This window comes from Klebsiella sp. KE9456, from assembly GCF_043832615.1.
Taxonomy (GTDB): domain Bacteria; phylum Pseudomonadota; class Gammaproteobacteria; order Enterobacterales; family Enterobacteriaceae; genus Klebsiella; species Klebsiella indica.
Window position 1 is genome coordinate 39,923 of record NZ_JBDYQK010000013.1, and the last position, 16,846, is coordinate 56,768.

General features: G+C 55.2%; 15 protein-coding genes. 11 read left to right on the forward strand and 4 right to left on the reverse strand.

Features of this window, described 5'->3' with window-relative positions; genetic code table 11:
- Positions 1-54: 54 nt before the first annotated feature.
- Positions 55-1,416 carry a two-component system sensor histidine kinase EnvZ gene (gene envZ, locus ABK821_RS14685; protein WP_138359472.1) on the reverse strand — a complete coding sequence of 454 codons (1,362 nt, stop codon included), beginning with the start codon at positions 1,414-1,416 and terminating at the stop codon, positions 55-57.
- Positions 1,413-2,132, reverse strand: coding sequence for a two-component system response regulator OmpR (gene ompR / locus ABK821_RS14690; protein WP_001157751.1), 720 nt, complete (start codon positions 2,130-2,132; stop codon positions 1,413-1,415). The genes envZ and ompR overlap by 4 nt, the downstream gene beginning before the upstream one ends.
- A gap of 237 nt (positions 2,133-2,369) precedes the next feature.
- Between ompR and greB the strand changes: the two genes are divergently transcribed.
- The 5 genes from greB to feoC all read left to right on the forward strand — a co-directional run bounded on the left by greB (position 2,370) and on the right by feoC (position 8,663).
- A complete protein-coding gene (gene greB, locus ABK821_RS14695) occupies positions 2,370-2,843 on the forward strand; it encodes a transcription elongation factor GreB (RefSeq protein WP_138359470.1) in 474 nt (157 codons plus the stop codon).
- Positions 2,844-2,956: 113 nt separating this feature from the next.
- Positions 2,957-5,290 carry a Tex family protein gene (locus ABK821_RS14700; protein ID WP_343178092.1) on the forward strand — a complete coding sequence of 778 codons (2,334 nt, stop codon included), beginning with the start codon at positions 2,957-2,959 and terminating at the stop codon, positions 5,288-5,290.
- Positions 5,291-5,843: 553 nt separating this feature from the next.
- Positions 5,844-6,071, forward strand: coding sequence for a ferrous iron transporter A (gene feoA, locus ABK821_RS14705; RefSeq protein ID WP_138359466.1), 228 nt, complete (start codon positions 5,844-5,846; stop codon positions 6,069-6,071).
- Between the two features lie 27 nt (positions 6,072-6,098).
- Entirely contained in the window at positions 6,099-8,417 is a 2,319-nt protein-coding gene (gene feoB / locus ABK821_RS14710) for a Fe(2+) transporter permease subunit FeoB (protein ID WP_395033975.1), read from the forward strand.
- Between the two features lie 9 nt (positions 8,418-8,426).
- Positions 8,427-8,663 (forward strand): [Fe-S]-dependent transcriptional repressor FeoC, encoded by a 237-nt coding sequence (gene feoC / locus ABK821_RS14715; RefSeq protein WP_142503126.1) that lies wholly within the window; start codon positions 8,427-8,429, stop codon positions 8,661-8,663.
- Positions 8,664-8,794: 131 nt separating this feature from the next.
- On the opposite strand, the gene bioH is transcribed toward feoC, so the two are convergent.
- Entirely contained in the window at positions 8,795-9,577 is a 783-nt protein-coding gene (bioH, locus tag ABK821_RS14720; protein ID WP_343178090.1) for a pimeloyl-ACP methyl ester esterase BioH, read from the reverse strand.
- A gap of 36 nt (positions 9,578-9,613) precedes the next feature.
- Here bioH and gntX point away from each other — a divergent pair, with 36 nt between their 5' ends.
- The 5 genes from gntX to rsmJ all read left to right on the forward strand — a co-directional run bounded on the left by gntX (position 9,614) and on the right by rsmJ (position 15,596).
- On the forward strand, positions 9,614-10,288 hold the full coding sequence (gntX, locus tag ABK821_RS14725) for a DNA utilization protein GntX (protein WP_138359460.1): 675 nt from the start codon (positions 9,614-9,616) through the stop codon (positions 10,286-10,288).
- Between the two features lie 58 nt (positions 10,289-10,346).
- Complete coding sequence (gene nfuA / locus ABK821_RS14730; protein WP_138359458.1) at positions 10,347-10,922, forward strand: Fe-S biogenesis protein NfuA; 576 nt, start codon at positions 10,347-10,349, stop codon at positions 10,920-10,922.
- Between the two features lie 365 nt (positions 10,923-11,287).
- Positions 11,288-12,604: a gluconate transporter gene (gene gntT / locus ABK821_RS14735; RefSeq protein WP_138359456.1), complete on the forward strand. Its 1,317-nt coding sequence runs from the start codon at positions 11,288-11,290 to the stop codon at positions 12,602-12,604.
- 192 nt (positions 12,605-12,796) lie between these two features.
- Positions 12,797-14,839, forward strand: a complete 2,043-nt coding sequence (gene prlC, locus ABK821_RS14740) for an oligopeptidase A (protein ID WP_142503124.1) — start codon at positions 12,797-12,799, stop codon at positions 14,837-14,839.
- 4 nt (positions 14,840-14,843) lie between these two features.
- A complete protein-coding gene (gene rsmJ / locus ABK821_RS14745) occupies positions 14,844-15,596 on the forward strand; it encodes a 16S rRNA (guanine(1516)-N(2))-methyltransferase RsmJ (RefSeq protein ID WP_308561660.1) in 753 nt (250 codons plus the stop codon).
- 83 nt (positions 15,597-15,679) lie between these two features.
- On the opposite strand, the gene uspA is transcribed toward rsmJ, so the two are convergent.
- The gene (uspA, locus tag ABK821_RS14750) at positions 15,680-16,117 is read right to left on the reverse strand and encodes a universal stress protein UspA (protein WP_138359450.1); all 438 of its coding nucleotides are present in this window, start codon (positions 16,115-16,117) and stop codon (positions 15,680-15,682) included.
- A 378-nt stretch (positions 16,118-16,495) separates the two neighbouring features.
- Between uspA and uspB the strand changes: the two genes are divergently transcribed.
- Positions 16,496-16,831: a universal stress protein UspB gene (gene uspB, locus ABK821_RS14755; RefSeq protein ID WP_138359448.1), complete on the forward strand. Its 336-nt coding sequence runs from the start codon at positions 16,496-16,498 to the stop codon at positions 16,829-16,831.
- Positions 16,832-16,846 lie beyond the last annotated feature (15 nt).

The window sequence follows — 16,846 nt, forward strand, 5'->3', positions numbered from 1 at the left end:
GCCCGGCAAGGCGACGTTTAATGTGTGCCGGGCAAGGGGCAGGTTATCGCCGATTTAGCTCTCTTTTGGCGCTTTTACTGCCGGAAGTGCCCGACTGACCGGCACCGGCAGCCAGGCGCGAATCAATAGCCCGCCACGTTCACTGGAACCCAGTTCCAGTTTGCCATTATGGTTATCGATAATGCGCTGGACAATCGCTAATCCCAGCCCGGTTCCGCTGATTGTACGGGCGCTGTCGCCGCGCACAAACGGCTGAAACAGATGCTCGCGCTGCTCCGGTTTAATTCCTGGTCCGTCATCTTCCACCTGGAACCAGGCCCGGTTGCCTTCGCTACCGCTGCTGACTTTAATCCAGCCGTTGCCGTAACGGGCGGCGTTGACCACCATATTCGCCAGCGCGCGTTTGATGGATAGCGGATGCACGCTTAGCAGAATTTCGCCCGGTTGCAGATCGGTGACGATTTCGCGCTCGTAGCCGCTTTCCGCCGCAATCACTTCGCCCAGCACCGAGTTGAGGTCTGCCATCTCCATCGGCATCTCCTGACCGGTACGCAGGTAGTCGATGAATTGTTCGATAATGGCGTTGCACTCTTCGATGTCCTTATTAATGGACTCCGCGAGATAGCCGTCCTCTTCGCTCATCATCTCCGTCGCCAGACGGATACGCGTTAGCGGGGTACGCAAATCATGGCTCACTCCGGCCATCAGCAGCGTCCGATCGTCCGCCAGTTGTTTCACGCCTGCCGCCATATGGTTAAAAGCGCGGGTTACCGAGCGCACTTCAGAGGCGCCGTATTCGCGCAGGGGCGGGGGAATAATGCCGCGTCCGACCTGAAGCGCGGCATGCTCCAGATCGACCAGCGGCCGGTTCTGAATACGAATAAATAGCCAGGCGCCGCCAATCGCCAGCAGCATAATCGCCAGGGTATAGCGGAACAGCGGCGAAAAGTCGCCCTGATGGATTTCGGTCAGCGGGACGCGCACCCAGATATTGGGCGAGAGCCAGGTTTTCAGCCACACCACGGGGGAGCTTTTATTGACCTCCACCCGCACTTCGGTTGGCCCGCCAAGCTGGTGTGCCATCTGCTGGCTTAAAAATTCATAATGCTGCGCCCAGCGCAGGCCTGCGTCTTCCGCCGCTTCGTTAGAATAGAGCGAAATGCCCAGCTCGCGGTAAATCTCGCGGCGAAACGCCGGCGGCACCACCAGTTGCGTGCCATCTTCCAGTTGCAGCTTATCGGTCATCAGCATACGGACTTCGTAGGCCAGAACCTTATTAAACTGCTGAAGACTCGGCAGAATCGCGAAATTCAGCACCACTAAATAGGTCGTCACCAGGCTGGCGAACAGCAGAGTGACGATCAGTAACAGCGTGCGGGCAAACGAGCTTCGCGGCGAAAAACGCACGCGTTTCATGCCTTAGAACCGTCCGGGACGAATACGTATCCCAGGCCCCACACGGTCTGGATATAGCGTGGATGCGCCGGATCTTCTTCCACCATGCGGCGCAGGCGGGAGATTTGCACGTCGATGGAACGCTCCATTGCTGAATATTCGCGACCACGGGCGAGGTTCATCAGCTTATCGCGGGACAGCGGTTCGCGCGGATGGCTGACCAGCGCTTTGAGCACCGCGAATTCACCGCTGGTCAGCGGCATCGGCTCATCTTCGCGGAACATTTCGCGCGTACCGAGGTTCAGCTTGAACTTGCCGAAGGCGATCACCGCCTCTTCCTGCGAAGGGGCGCCCGGCAGTTCGTTAGCCTGGCGACGCAGCACGGCGCGGATACGGGCCAGCAGTTCGCGCGGGTTGAACGGTTTCGGGATGTAGTCGTCGGCGCCGATTTCCAGACCCACGATACGGTCAACTTCTTCCCCTTTCGCCGTCACCATAATGATCGGCATCGGGTTACTCTGGCTGCGCAGGCGGCGGCAAATGGACAGGCCATCTTCTCCGGGCAGCATGAGATCCAGCACCATCAGGTGGAAGGATTCACGGGTCAGCAGGCGGTCCATTTGTTCGGCGTTCGCCACGCTTCGAACCTGGAAGCCTTGCTCGGTCAGATAACGTTCGAGTAGCGCACGCAGACGCATGTCGTCATCGACAACCAGAATCTTATAATTCTCTTGCATTGTTTATACTCCCAAAGGTTCACTGCAATTGTCAGTGCGTATTCTCAAAAAAGCCCGGGTCGCTCACCAGCGAAATCTGGTATATATTCCAGGCTAAATTGTTACAAAGCATATTTAACAGCAGCTTAAGTATACATTTAAGCATAAGCCACATTATTTATCCTGTTGGTATTATTACGTGCGATGAATTGTGCGTAGCATGGTACAACGATCTGCAATCAGGAGCCGGAACCTGCGATGAGAACGCCGCTGATCACCCGTGAAGGGTATGAGAAACTAAAAAAAGAGATGGACACCCTGTGGCGTGAAGAGCGCCCGGAGGTCACGAAAAAAGTGACCTGGGCGGCGAGCCTCGGCGACCGCAGCGAAAACGCTGATTATCAGTACAATAAAAAGCGCCTGCGTGAAATCGACCGCCGGGTACGCTACCTGACCAAATGCCTTGAACATCTGAAAATCGTTGATTATTCGCCGCAGCAGGAGGGGAGAGTGTTCTTCGGCGCGTGGGTGGAAATTGAAAACGATGATGGCGATACCATGCGCTTTCGTATCGTCGGTTACGATGAAATCTTCGGTCGCAAGGATTACATCTCTATCGACTCGCCGATGGCGCGCGCGCTGCTGAAAAAAGCGGTCGGTGATTTAGCGATCGTGAACACGCCCGCCGGTGAGGCGACCTGGTACGTGAACGAAATTGAATACGTTAAATGAGCCCGCAATCCGCGCCGGAACATTCCGAGAGACTGTGGTCGCGGCTGGTATTTTGCCGTGTCAGTCCGTATAACTATGCCCCTGATTTTTGATCCTAAAGATGAATTAACCTCATGATGAATGATTCGCTCTGCCGCATTATTGCGGGTGAACTTCAGGCCAGGGCTGAACAGGTAGAAGCTGCCGTTCGCCTGCTTGATGAAGGGAATACCGTGCCGTTTATCGCACGCTATCGTAAAGAAGTCACTGGCGGTCTGGATGACACGCAGTTGCGTAATCTGGAAACCCGCCTGGGTTATCTGCGTGAACTCGACGATCGTCGCCAGGCGATCCTCAAGTCCATCGGCGAACAGGGCAAGCTGACCGATGAGCTGGCTAACGCCATCAACGGCACGTTAAGTAAGACCGAACTCGAAGACCTCTACCTGCCCTACAAACCCAAGCGTCGCACCCGCGGGCAAATCGCCATCGAAGCCGGACTTGAACCGCTGGCCGACCTGCTGTGGACAGACCCGTCCCACACCCCGGAAACGGAGGCGGCAAAATATATCAACGCTGACAACGGCGTGGCGGACGTCAAAGCGGCCCTTGACGGCGCGCGCTATATCCTGATGGAGCGCTTCGCTGAAGATGCGGCGCTGCTGGCGAAAGTGCGCGATTATCTGTGGAAGAACGCCCATCTGGTGGCGACCGTCGTCAGTGGCAAAGAGGAGGAAGGGGCGAAATTCCGTGATTATTTCGATCATCACGAACCGATCGCCACCGTGCCGTCGCACCGCGCGCTGGCGATGTTCCGTGGCCGCAACGAAGGCGTGCTGCAACTGTCGCTGAATGCCGATCCGCAATTTGATGAGCCGCCGAAAGAGAGCCACTGCGAGCAAATCATCCAGGATCACCTCGGTCTGCGTCTGAACAACGCTCCGGCGGATAGCTGGCGCAAAGGCGTGGTGAGCTGGACATGGCGCATCAAAGTGCTGATGCATCTGGAAACCGAACTGATGGGCTCCGTGCGTGAGCGTGCGGAAGATGAAGCCATTAACGTCTTTGCCCGCAACCTCCATGACCTGCTGATGGCGGCACCGGCTGGCCTGCGCGCGACTATGGGCCTCGATCCGGGCCTGCGCACCGGGGTGAAAGTCGCCGTTGTTGACGGTACAGGCAAACTGGTCGCCACCGATACTATTTATCCGCATACCGGACAGGCGGCTAAAGCGGCGGTGGCGGTTGCCGCGCTGTGCGAAAAACACAACGTTGAGCTGGTGGCGATTGGTAACGGCACGGCGTCGCGTGAAACCGAGCGTTTCTTCCTTGACGTGCAGAAACAGTTCCCGAAAGTGACGGCGCAGAAAGTGATCGTCAGCGAAGCCGGAGCATCAGTGTATTCCGCTTCCGAACTGGCGGCGCTGGAGTTCCCGGATCTGGACGTTTCGCTGCGCGGCGCGGTTTCTATCGCTCGTCGTCTGCAGGATCCGCTGGCGGAACTGGTGAAAATCGATCCGAAATCCATCGGCGTTGGCCAGTATCAGCACGACGTCAGCCAGACCCAGCTTGCCCGTAAACTGGATGCCGTTGTGGAAGACTGCGTAAACGCCGTCGGCGTCGATCTGAACACCGCGTCCGTGCCGCTGCTCACCCGCGTGGCGGGCTTAACGCGCATGATGGCGCAGAATATCGTCGCCTGGCGTGATGAAAACGGTCAGTTCCAGAATCGCCAGCAGTTGCTGAAAGTGAGCCGCCTGGGGCCGAAAGCGTTTGAGCAGTGCGCGGGCTTCCTGCGTATCAATCATGGCGATAACCCGCTGGATGCCTCAACCGTTCACCCGGAAGCCTATCCGGTGGTTGAGCGAATTCTTGCCGCGACCCAACAGGCGCTAAAAGACCTGATGGGCAACAGCAGCGAGCTGCGCAATCTGAAAGCGGTGGATTTCACTGACGACAAATTCGGCGTGCCGACGGTGTCCGACATCATCAAAGAGCTGGAAAAACCGGGGCGCGATCCGCGTCCGGAGTTTAAAACCGCTCAATTCGCCGATGGCGTGGAGACGATGAACGATCTGCTACCGGGGATGATTCTTGAAGGCGCGGTCACCAACGTTACCAACTTCGGCGCGTTTGTCGATATCGGCGTCCACCAGGATGGTCTGGTACACATCTCTTCCTTGTCGAATAAGTTCGTTGAGGACCCGCACACGGTGGTCAAAGCGGGCGATATTGTGAAGGTCAAAGTCATGGAAGTCGACCTGGCGCGTAAGCGCATCGCCCTGACCATGCGTCTGGACGAACAGCCGGGCGAAACCAGTGCCCGCCGCGGCGGCGGCAATAACGAGCGCTCTCAGGGTAATCGTCCGGCAGCGAAAGCGGCGAAGCCCCGCGGTCGCGACGCGCAACCTGCGGGCAATAGCGCGATGATGGACGCGCTGGCCGCAGCAATGGGTAAAAAACGCTAACCGCTTCCCGGCCTCTCTCGCTGAGGGGCCGATTTCCCTCAGCGCTTCACCCTGTTGCGTACACAATTATTAATATTTTCTTATAATCTATTAATAAATACGCGTTGCGCCTGATGATTCAGGAAAAATTATCATTTTCATTTTGTTAACTAACTAAACCATAATTAAACATTGTGTCATTAAGAAAAATGATTAACCCGGTGGCCGTTACAAAATAGAGTTTGCTCAATATCAACAAAAGCTCAATTTCCTGTTTAAAAATAGCGTCAATCGTATTATATGTATTGATGATAAAAACTATTCTCATTATCATTATTTACAGTAATTATTCTGATTCCTTGTTATCTATGCCCTAAATAATTCGAGTTGCGTGACAAACCGGCGAGCCGTTTTGAACAGCGCTTACGCTGGCTCCGAAGGCGTGAGGCCGTAGGCCAGGTCATCCGCAGCCAACGCATATGCAGCTTGAAGTATGACGGGCACATGCCCCTGGGGCGGCACCTCCGCATATACGGAGTACTCTCTTTCGGTTAGCGATATATAAGTAGGTCCTATGCAATTCACTCCTGATAGTGTGTGGAAAATCACTGGTTTCTCCCGCGATATTAGTCCGGCTTATCGGCAGAAATTACTCTCTCTTGGGATGTTGCCGGGTTCTTCTTTTAGTGTGGTGCGGGTCGCGCCGCTTGGTGACCCTATTCATATTGAGACCCGACGCGTTAACCTGGTATTACGTAAAAAGGATCTTGCATTAATTGAACTGGAAGCGGTTGCACAATAATGTCTGACCGGTACTAAGAGCATGAATATGAAAAAATTAACCATTGGTTTAATTGGTAATCCTAATTCCGGTAAGACAACATTATTCAACCAGCTTACCGGCGCGCGTCAGCGCGTCGGCAACTGGTCGGGGGTGACCGTTGAGCGTAAAGAAGGGGGATTCAATACGACGGATAGTCGGGTCACGCTGGTTGATCTTCCCGGAACCTATTCTCTCACCACCATCTCTTCACAAACCTCGCTGGATGAGCAAATTGCCTGTCACTATATTCTTAGTGGCGATGCTGACATGCTGATTAACGTGGTCGATGCGTCGAATCTGGAGCGAAACCTCTATCTGACCCTGCAACTGCTGGAACTCGGTATTCCCTGCGTGGTTGCGCTGAATATGCTGGATATTGCGGAAAAGCAGAACATCCGTATCGATGTCGATGCGTTGGCCGCTCGTCTTGGGTGCCCGGTTATTCCCCTGGTTTCCACGCGTGGGCGAGGTCTCGACACCTTAAAAATGGCTATCGACCGTCATCAGCAAAATCAGTCCATTGAGCTGGTGCACTATCCGCAACCGCTGCTGGATGAAGCAGATAAGCTGGCACAGGTTATGGCGCAGGATATTCCCCAGCGTCAGCGCCGTTGGCTGAGTCTGCAGATGCTCGAAGGCGACATTTATAGCCGTGCCTATGCTGGTGATGCCGCCCATAAACTGGATGTCGCTCTGGCGCATTTGAATGACGCGCTGGACGATCCGGCGCTGCATATTGCCGATGCCCGTTACCAAAGTATTGCCGCGATTTGCGATGCGGTCAGCAATACTCTGACCGTCGAACCCAGTCGTTTTACTGTGGCGATGGATAAAATTATCCTCAGCCGCTTTCTTGGGCTGCCGATTTTTCTGTTTGTCATGTATCTGATGTTTTTACTGGCGATCAATATCGGCGGCGCGTTACAGCCGTTCTTCGATGCCGGTTCCGTGGCCATCTTTATCCACGGCATTCAGTGGATTGGCTATACGCTGCATTTCCCGGACTGGTTGACGGTCTTTCTTGCCCAGGGGATTGGCGGCGGTATCAACACCGTGCTGCCGCTGGTGCCGCAGATCGGCATGATGTACCTGTTTCTCTCTTTCCTTGAAGATTCCGGCTATATGGCACGGGCGGCGTTTGTAATGGACCGTCTGATGCAGGCGCTGGGGCTACCGGGAAAATCCTTTGTGCCGCTAATTGTTGGTTTTGGCTGTAACGTACCGTCGGTGATGGGCGCGCGTACGCTTGATGCGCCGCGTGAGCGCCTGATGACCATTATGATGGCGCCGTTTATGTCCTGCGGCGCGCGGCTGGCGATTTTTGCCGTTTTCGCTGCCGCCTTCTTTGGGCAGGATGGCGCGCTGGCGGTCTTCTCGCTGTATGTACTGGGGATCGTGATGGCGATTGCCACGGGTTTAATGTTGAAACACACCATTATGCGCGGCGAAGCTTCACCATTTGTGATGGAACTGCCGGTGTATCATGTCCCACACGTGAAAAGCCTGATTATTCAGACCTGGCAGCGCCTGAAAGGCTTTGTGCTACGGGCGGGTAAAGTCATCGTCGTTGTCAGTATCTTCCTTAGCGCGCTGAACAGCTTCTCGTTAAGCGGGAAGGTGGTCGATAACATTAACGATTCGGCGCTGGCATCGGTCAGCCGTATCATCACCCCCGTGTTTAAGCCGATTGGCGTACATGACGATAACTGGCAGGCGACCGTCGGCCTGTTTACCGGCGCGATGGCGAAGGAAGTGGTGGTGGGGACGCTGAATACTCTCTACACCGCGGAAGATATCCAGAATGCGGAGTTTGATCCGCAGGCGTTTAACCTTGGCGATGAGCTGCTGGCCGCAGTGGATGAAACCTGGCAGAGCCTGAAGGATACGTTCAGCCTGAGCGTGCTGGCGAACCCGATAGAAGCCAGCAAAGGCGATGGCGAAATGGAAACCGGCGCGATGGGGGTGATGAGCAGCAAATTCGGCAGCGCGGCGGCGGCATACAGCTACCTGATTTTCGTTCTGCTCTATATTCCCTGTATTTCGGTGATGGGGGCGATTGCTCGCGAATCGAGCCGTGGCTGGATGTCCTTCTCCATTTTGTGGGGGCTGAATGTCGCCTATTCGATCGCCACGTTGTACTACCAGAGCGTCAGCTTCAGCCAGCATCCGCGCTATAGCCTGGCGTGCATTCTGGCGGTGATCGTGTTCAATATTGTGGTTTTTGGCCTGTTGCGCAGAGCGCGTAGCCGGGTGGAGATTTCGCTGCTGGCGACGCGAAAAACCCCATCCTCCTGCTGCCATAGCCCGGCTGGCGATTGCCACTAAGGAGCGATAATGGCGTCGTTAATTGACGTTCGTAATATGCTGGCCCTGCAAGGGCGGATGGAGGCAGAGCAACTGAGCGTTCGCCTGCACACGCCACAGCCGTTAATTGATGCCATGCTGCGCCGCCTGGAAGCGATGGGTAAAGCGGTAAAAATGACGGAAGATGCCACGGGCTGCCTCTCCGGCAGTTGTAAAAACTGCCCGGAAGGCAAGGCCTGTCTGCGAGAGTGGTGGTCGCTACGCTGATCAGGCGACGGTACCGCTCCGTGCGGTAACCCGGAGGCGCAGTTCGCCGCCTCCGGGTAGCCATGTACATGTAAAAGAGCCAATCACCGTAACAGGCTACGTATTGCGGCCCAGCTTTTTATCCCATTCAGCTAAACACAATGTTCCCACTGATTCTTCAGCGCCACCAGTGGGGCACAAAACGCCTGTGGATGGGAAATAAACGGCGCATGAGCGGCTTTATCGAAGATGATCGACGCACTTCCCGGCCACATGGCGTCGAGAAGCGGGATGATTTTACGCGGGACCAGACCATCCAGACGACCATACATGCGCAAAAACGGCATGGTGAGCGTCGTCAACGGCTGGCGTAAATCGGCGGTTTTGAGGATCTCCAGCCCGCCGTTTAATACCTCCGGCGATGGCATCGGCAACGACAGCACGGCACTTTTCAATGCCCTGGCGTCCTGACGGGCGCTCTCGGTGCCCAGGGTTTGCAGCGCCAGAAAACGTTCCACGGTACGCTGAAAATCTTCGCTGAGCTGCTGCTGGAAACCGCTCAACACGTCGGGTTTAATTCCTGGCCAGCTCGCGTAAGCGCTAAAACAGGGAGAAGAAGCGACGGTCACCAGCGCCTGTACGCGTTCCGGATAAGTTAATGCAATCTGGCTTGCAACCAGCCCGCCCAGGCTCCAGCCGAGCCAAATCGCTTTCTCTGGCGCGTTGGCCAGCACCCGCTGCGCCATCTCCTCCAGCGACAGGGTGCCAAAACCGCCGCTGCGGCCATAGCCCGGAAGGTCGACGAGGTGCAGTGTAAAATGCGAGGCCAGTTGCGGCGCGATGCAATCCCACACCTGGGCATTCAGCCCCCATCCGTGCAGCAGCACAAGATGACAGTTTCCTTCACCAGCGGTTTGCCACCAGATCTCTTTCATCAGTTACTGTTCTCTTTCCACAATATGAGGGGAAATATGCTAACAGCACACAGCTTATGCTGGCTATGTCAAATGCCGCTGGCCATCGCCCGCTGGGGAATCTGCTCACGCTGCACGTCAGCGCTGCGGGTTTCTGTGCCGCTCTGCCCGCAGTGTGGTCTGCCGGCTCAGGCAAGCGCGTTGCCCTGTGGACGATGCCTGCAAAAACCGCCGCCATGGCAGCGGCTGGTGACCGTCAATGACTATTGTCCGCCACTGAGCCGCCTGATTCACCAGTTGAAATTTCATCATCGGCCTGAACTGGCGCCGGCGCTGGCGCGTTTGCTCCTGTTGCGAATCTATCACAGTCGGGTTCTCCCTCGTCCGGACCGGATTATTAGCGTCCCGCTCTGGCAACGGCGCCAGTGGCGGCGGGGGTTTAATCAAAGCGATCTGCTGTGCCGTCCGCTGGCGCGCTGGACAGGCTGCGCCTGGCGTAGCGATGCGCTAACACGCCAGCGTCGTACTGCCAATCAACATCAGCTCAGCGCCAGATTGCGTAAACAGAACCTGAAAAACGCCTTTCAGCTTGAATTGTCGGTGCAGGGTCACCATATCGCCATTGTGGATGATGTCGTCACAACCGGAAGTACCGTCGCTGAGATATCCCGCCTGCTTTTGCGAAACGGCGCCGCGACGGTTCAGGTATGGTGTATATGCCGTACCTTGTAGACCCCTGCAGATGGGCGTATTATAACCCAGTAAAATAGTCAACTATTAGGCCAACGCTATGATCCGTATTTCCGATGCTGCACAAGCGCACTTTGCCAAACTGCTGGCAAATCAGGAAGAAGGGACGCAAATTCGCGTATTTGTGATCAATCCCGGTACCCCAAACGCCGAGTGCGGTGTTTCCTATTGCCCGCCGGATGCGGTGGAAGACAGCGATACTGCGCTGAAGTTTGAGCAACTGACCGCTTATGTCGATGAACTTAGCGCGCCGTACCTTGAAGACGCTGAAATTGATTTTGTTACCGACCAGCTTGGCTCGCAGCTGACGCTGAAAGCGCCAAACGCCAAAATGCGCAAAGTGTCTGACGATGCGCCGCTGATGGAGCGTGTCGAGTACCTGTTACAGTCGCAGATTAACCCGCAGCTAGCCGGTCACGGCGGGCGCGTATCGCTGATGGAAATCACCGAGGACGGGCTGGCGATTCTGCAATTCGGCGGCGGCTGCAACGGCTGCTCGATGGTGGATGTCACCCTGAAAGAGGGGATCGAGAAGCAATTGCTGAACGAATTCCCGGAACTGAAAGGCGTGCGCGATCTGACCGAGCACCAGCGCGGCGAGCACTCCTACTACTAGGCTGTTTCCCACAGGATTACGGAACACAGCCTGGACCCTCCCGGCCCAATAGCCTCTTCGCTGTTGGGCTGTTTTTTGCGTTACCGCACAACATCCCCTCCAGACATCTCTGCAAAAACCGGGCAAAGAGCATGACTTAAGTCTCATATTTGACATTTTTACCGGCAAAGTGATTCTCAAACTTTATATGTTACCCGTATCATTCAAAACAGATGCCATAGGTTAAAAAATAGTCGGCTATCCTTTCTCTGGGTAAGGATAACGCCAGGTTTTATGGCACCAGACATTTTTTGTTCCTGTTGGAACGGATGAAGTCATTGTTGAAACTATAACGTTACCCATAACAAATTAAGGCCAGGTAAATCATGCCATTAGTCATCGTTGCTATCGGTGTTGCCCTGTTATTATTGTTGATGATCCGTTTCAAGCTTAACGGATTTATCGCTCTGGTTCTGGTGGCGCTTGCCGTCGGGCTCATGCAGGGCATGCCTCTGGATAAAGTGATTGTCTCCATCAAAAACGGCGTTGGAGGAACCCTCGGCAGCCTTGCGCTGATCATGGGCTTCGGCGCTATGCTCGGGAAAATGCTGGCGGACTGCGGTGGGGCGCAGCGTATCGCCACGACTCTGATTGCTAAATTTGGTAAACAACATATTCAGTGGGCGGTTGTACTGACCGGTTTTACCGTCGGTTTTGCCCTGTTTTATGAAGTCGGCTTTGTGCTGATGCTGCCGCTGGTCTTTACCATCGCCGCATCAGCCGGTATTCCGTTGCTCTATATCGGCGTACCGATGGCGGCCGCGCTCTCCGTAACCCACGGCTTCCTGCCTCCACACCCAGGGCCAACGGCGATTGCCACCATTTTCCATGCGGATATGGGTAAAACGCTGCTGTTTGGTACAATTCTGGCGATCCCGACGGTGATTCTGGCCGGTCCGGTTTATGCGCGCTTCCTGAAAGGGATCGATAAACCGATTCCGGAAGGCCTGCATAACCCGAAAACGTTCACCGAAGAAGAGATGCCAGGCTTTGGCGTCAGCGTCTGGACCTCGCTGGTCCCGGTTATTCTGATGGCGACGCGCGCCGTGGCTGAGATGGTGCTGCCGAAAGGTCATGCCTTCCTGCCGATTGCCGAGTTCTTTGGCGATCCGGTAATGGCGACGCTGATCGCGGTGCTGATAGCGCTGTTTACCTTCGGCCTCAATCGTGGGCGTTCAATGGAGCAGATTAACGACACGCTGACGTCTTCGATCAAAATTATCGCCATGATGCTGCTGATTATTGGCGGCGGCGGCGCTTTCAAGCAGGTGCTGGTCGATAGCGGTATGGACAAATACATCGCCTCTATCATGCATGAATCCAATATGTCTCCGCTGTTTATGGCCTGGTCGATCGCCGCGGTACTGCGTATCGCGCTGGGTTCGGCGACCGTTGCGGCTATCACTGCGGGCGGCATTGCCGCGCCGCTGATCGCCACCACCGGCGTGAGCCCGGAACTGATGGTTATTGCCGTTGGTTCCGGTAGCGTTATTTTCTCTCACGTTAACGATCCGGGTTTCTGGCTGTTTAAGGAGTATTTCAACCTGACAATTGGCGAGACCATCAAGTCGTGGTCGGTACTGGAAACCATTATTTCCGTGTGCGGCCTGATTGGTTGCCTGTTGTTGGGGATGGTGGTGTAAGCAGAGGATAAAACAGGCCGGGCGCAGCGAGGCTGTCCCGGCTTTTTAGCCCAGAGCGAAGACTTATCGCAGTAATACCCCGTTCCGGGCGGTGCCCGACATTGAAATTCACCCAACGATCCCCCATTCTAGATCTCATGCTACAGCGCCGGATGTGCGTTTCATTTACCTATTTCAACAGGACTGCGCAATATGACCAATCCATTACTGACGCCTTTTTTATTGCCGCCATTTTCTGCGATCAAACCTGAGCACGTGGTCCCTGCGGTCACCAAAGCGCTGGATGATTGCCGGGCTGCGGTAGAGCGCGCGGTGGCGCAAGGTGCGCCGTACACCTGGGAAAATCTTTGCCAGCCGCTGGCGGAAGTAGACGATGTGCTGGGGCGTATTTTTTCTCCGGTCAGCCACCTGAATTCGGTGAAAAACAGTCCGGAATTGCGTGAAGCCTACGAGCAAACCCTGCCGCTGCTCTCCGAGTACAGCACCTGGGTTGGGCAACATGAAGGGCTGTACAAAGCCTACCGTGATCTCCGTGACGGCGATCACTACGCCACGCTGAATACCGCGCAGAAAAAAGCGGTTGATAACGCGCTGCGTGATTTTGAACTTTCCGGTATTGGCCTGGCGAAAGAGCAGCAGAAACGCTACGGTGAAATCGCCGCGCGCCTGTCTGAGCTGGGTAACCAGTACAGCAACAATGTGCTCGACGCGACCATGGGCTGGACGAAGCTGGTGACCGATGAAGCGGAACTCGCCGGGCTGCCGGAAAGTGCGCTGGCCGCTGCGAAAGCACAGGCTGAAGCGAAAGAACAGGAAGGCTATCTGCTGACGCTGGATATCCCGAGCTATCTGCCGGTGATGACCTACTGTGATAACCAGGCGCTGCGTGAAGAGCTTTATCGCGCCTATTCAACCCGCGCCTCTGACCAGGGACCGAATGCCGGGAAATGGGATAACAGTCCGGTGATGGCGGAAATTCTTGCCCTGCGCCACGAACTGGCGCAACTGCTGGGTTTCGACAGTTATGCCTATAAGTCGCTGGCCACCAAAATGGCGGAAAATCCGCAGCAGGTGCTCGACTTCCTGACCGATCTGGCCAAACGCGCCCGTCCGCAGGGCGAGAAAGAGCTGGCGCAACTGCGTGCATTCGCGAAAGCGGAATTTGGCGTTGATGACCTGCAGCCGTGGGATATTGCTTACTACAGTGAAAAGCAGAAGCAGCATCTTTACAGCATCAGCGATGAACAACTGCGCCCGTATTTCCCGGAAAACAAAGCCGTTAATGGCCTGTTCGAAGTGGTTAAGCGCATTTATGGTATTACCGCGAAAGAGCGTACCGATGTCGACGTCTGGCATCCGGAAGTCCGCTTCTTCGAACTGTACGATGAACACAATGCGCTGCGCGGTAGCTTCTACCTTGACCTCTATGCGCGCGAACACAAACGCGGCGGGGCATGGATGGATGACTGCGTCGGCCAGATGCGCAAGCTGGACGGTTCGCTGCAAAAGCCGGTGGCGTATCTGACCTGTAACTTTAATCGCCCGGTCAACGGTAAACCGGCGCTGTTTACTCACGATGAAGTGATCACCCTGTTCCACGAGTTCGGCCACGGTCTGCACCATATGCTGACCCGTATCGACACCGCCGGGGTTTCCGGCATCAGCGGGGTGCCGTGGGATGCGGTCGAGTTGCCGAGCCAGTTTATGGAAAACTGGTGCTGGGAGCCGGAGGCGCTGGCGTTTATCTCCGGTCATTATGAAACCGGCGAACCGCTGCCGCAGGAACTGCTGAATAAAATGCTGGCGGCGAAAAACTACCAGGCGGCGATGTTTATCCTCCGTCAGCTTGAGTTTGGGCTGTTCGATTTCCGTCTGCATGCGGAATTTATCCCGGAACAGGGCGCGAAGATTCTGGAGACGCTGGCGGAAATTAAGCAGCAGGTCGCGTTGATTCCCGGGCCGTCGTGGGGCCGTTTCCCCCATGCCTTCAGCCATATCTTTGCGGGTGGTTATGCGGCGGGTTACTACAGCTATTTGTGGGCCGACGTGCTGGCGGCGGATGCCTTCTCGCGCTTCGAAGAAGAGGGTATTTTCAATCGCGAAACCGGACAGTCGTTCCTCGACAACATCCTCAGCCGCGGTGGTTCCGAAGAGCCGATGGTGCTGTTTAAACGCTTCCGTGGCCGTGAGCCGCAACTGGATGCGATGCTGGCGCATTATGGGATCAAAGGCTGATTGAGTGAAGATCTGCTTAATTGATGAAACGGGCGCCGGAGACGGCGCCTTATCTGTTCTTGCCGCTCGCTGGGGGCTGGAGCAGGATGATGACAATCCGATGGCGCTGGTGATGACGCCAGCGCATCTGGAACTGCGTAAGCGTGACGAGCCGAAGCTGGGCGGCATTTTCGTTGATTTTGTCGGCGGGGCGATGGCTCATCGACGCAGGTTCGGCGGCGGTCGCGGCGAGGCGGTGGCGAAAGCGGTCGGAATTAAGGGCGGCTATCTGCCGGATGTGGTCGACGCCACGGCGGGGCTGGGGCGCGATGCTTTTGTGCTGGCTTCCGTCGGCTGTCGCGTGCGGATGCTGGAGCGTAATCCGGTCGTCGCAGCGCTGCTCGACGACGGCCTGGCGCGCGGCTATGCGGATGCGGAAATTGGTCCGTGGTTGCAGGCGCGTTTGCAACTGATCCACGCCTCCAGCCTGACGGCGCTGACCGATATCACGCCGCGTCCGCAGGTGGTCTATCTTGATCCGATGTTTCCCCATAAGCAGAAAAGCGCGCTGGTGAAGAAAGAGATGCGGGTGTTTCAGTCGCTGGTGGGAGCGGATTTGGATGCTGATGGTCTGTTGCAACCGGCGCGTCTGTTGGCGACCAAACGCGTGGTGGTCAAACGCCCGGATTACGCGCCGCCGCTGGCGGATGTCGCGACGCCAAACGCAGTGGTGACCAAAGGTCACCGGTTCGATATTTATGCCGGGACAATGGAATAGGGATTATTTATCCGATGATTTTTGGCTGCAAAATGCCCGCATAAGCGGGCGTTGGTCATCAGTGAAGTTAAGTAACCCTCTGTTTATTCCTCTTCTTCGTCACGCAGTGGAACAATGAGCATATCGACGTGAACGGTATTGATGAGCTGACGAGCAGAAGACATCAGCTTGCTCCAGAAATCCTGATGATGACCGCAAACCACCAGATCCATATCATATTTTTTAATCGCATCAACGAGAACCTGACCAAGATCGCCGCTACCACTCAGGGTTTCAGTGATCGGATAGCCGGCGTTTGTAGAGAGTTCGTTTAATGCGTGGTGAGTCTCTTCGGAAATGCGTTTCTGCATGTCGCCCAGATTGACATCAATAAGCCCGGTGTAGAGATCGGAGTAATTTACATCCACGTGGATCAGGGAAATTTTTGCATTATAAGGACGAGCCATAGAAACGGCTTTTTCGACCAGAACTTTGCTTTCCGGGGACAGGTCTACTGCAATAAGGATATGTTTATAAGCCATAGTGTTACTCCTTCCATAAGTTGTCGATGACCATTGGACCTGACAGCCTGTGCTGCCGTTTCGCCCGCGTCCTGCGTGCTACACGCGCGGGGGAGTCCTTAAAGACTTAATTGTAGAAGATATTTCTACCTTATAGTGCCCCTTGCGATCCGTCAATCCACCTTGTTCAACAAACAGTTAAACAAATATATCTGACTTATGCATTGATAATGGTTAACGATGTGGTAAAAAAATTAACTGATCTCCTACACTATTTAATGAGCCGGTCGGATAAATAAAAGTGATCGGAATCGCACTCTTTAACACTACAGTCGGTTTGATATTGGGGAGCGGTAGTCCCGGAGGAAGCCTCTGAGGACAGGTCGCCGGGGAGGAAGTATGATCAGCACTATTGCGCTGTTTTGGGCCCTGTGTATTGTTTGTGTGGTGAATATGGCACGCTACTTCTCGTCACTGCGTGCATTATTGATTGTGCTACGTGGTTGTGACCCTTTGCTCTATCAATATGTTGATGGCGGTGGTTTTTTCACATCGCATGGGCAACCCAGCAAACAGATGCGTCTGGTATGGTATATCTACGCCCAGCGCTACCGCGATCACCATGATGATGAGTTTATCCGTCGCTGCGAGCGGGTTCGGCGGCAATTTATTCTTACCAGCGCGTTATGTGGCCTGGTCCTGGTGAGTATGATTGCCCTGCTTATCTGGCACTAGTCTGGTTAAAGCAAA

Bases quoted from the DNA above. Each gene is read 5' to 3' on its own strand.
- nfuA (WP_138359458.1), top strand. From the start codon at position 10,347: ATGATCCGTATTTCCGATGCTGCACAAGCGCACTTTGCCAAACTGCTG.
- gntT (WP_138359456.1), top strand. From the start codon at position 11,288: ATGCCATTAGTCATCGTTGCTATCGGTGTTGCCCTGTTATTATTGTTG.
- feoA (WP_138359466.1), top strand. From the start codon at position 5,844: ATGCAATTCACTCCTGATAGTGTGTGGAAAATCACTGGTTTCTCCCGC.
- prlC (WP_142503124.1), top strand. From the start codon at position 12,797: ATGACCAATCCATTACTGACGCCTTTTTTATTGCCGCCATTTTCTGCG.
- ABK821_RS14700 (WP_343178092.1), top strand. From the start codon at position 2,957: ATGATGAATGATTCGCTCTGCCGCATTATTGCGGGTGAACTTCAGGCC.
- feoC (WP_142503126.1), top strand. From the start codon at position 8,427: ATGGCGTCGTTAATTGACGTTCGTAATATGCTGGCCCTGCAAGGGCGG.
- ompR (WP_001157751.1), bottom strand. From the start codon at position 2,132: ATGCAAGAGAATTATAAGATTCTGGTTGTCGATGACGACATGCGTCTG.
- gntX (WP_138359460.1), top strand. From the start codon at position 9,614: ATGCTAACAGCACACAGCTTATGCTGGCTATGTCAAATGCCGCTGGCC.
- uspB (WP_138359448.1), top strand. From the start codon at position 16,496: ATGATCAGCACTATTGCGCTGTTTTGGGCCCTGTGTATTGTTTGTGTG.
- envZ (WP_138359472.1), bottom strand. From the start codon at position 1,416: ATGAAACGCGTGCGTTTTTCGCCGCGAAGCTCGTTTGCCCGCACGCTG.
- feoB (WP_395033975.1), top strand. From the start codon at position 6,099: ATGAAAAAATTAACCATTGGTTTAATTGGTAATCCTAATTCCGGTAAG.
- greB (WP_138359470.1), top strand. From the start codon at position 2,370: ATGAGAACGCCGCTGATCACCCGTGAAGGGTATGAGAAACTAAAAAAA.
- uspA (WP_138359450.1), bottom strand. From the start codon at position 16,117: ATGGCTTATAAACATATCCTTATTGCAGTAGACCTGTCCCCGGAAAGC.
- bioH (WP_343178090.1), bottom strand. From the start codon at position 9,577: ATGAAAGAGATCTGGTGGCAAACCGCTGGTGAAGGAAACTGTCATCTT.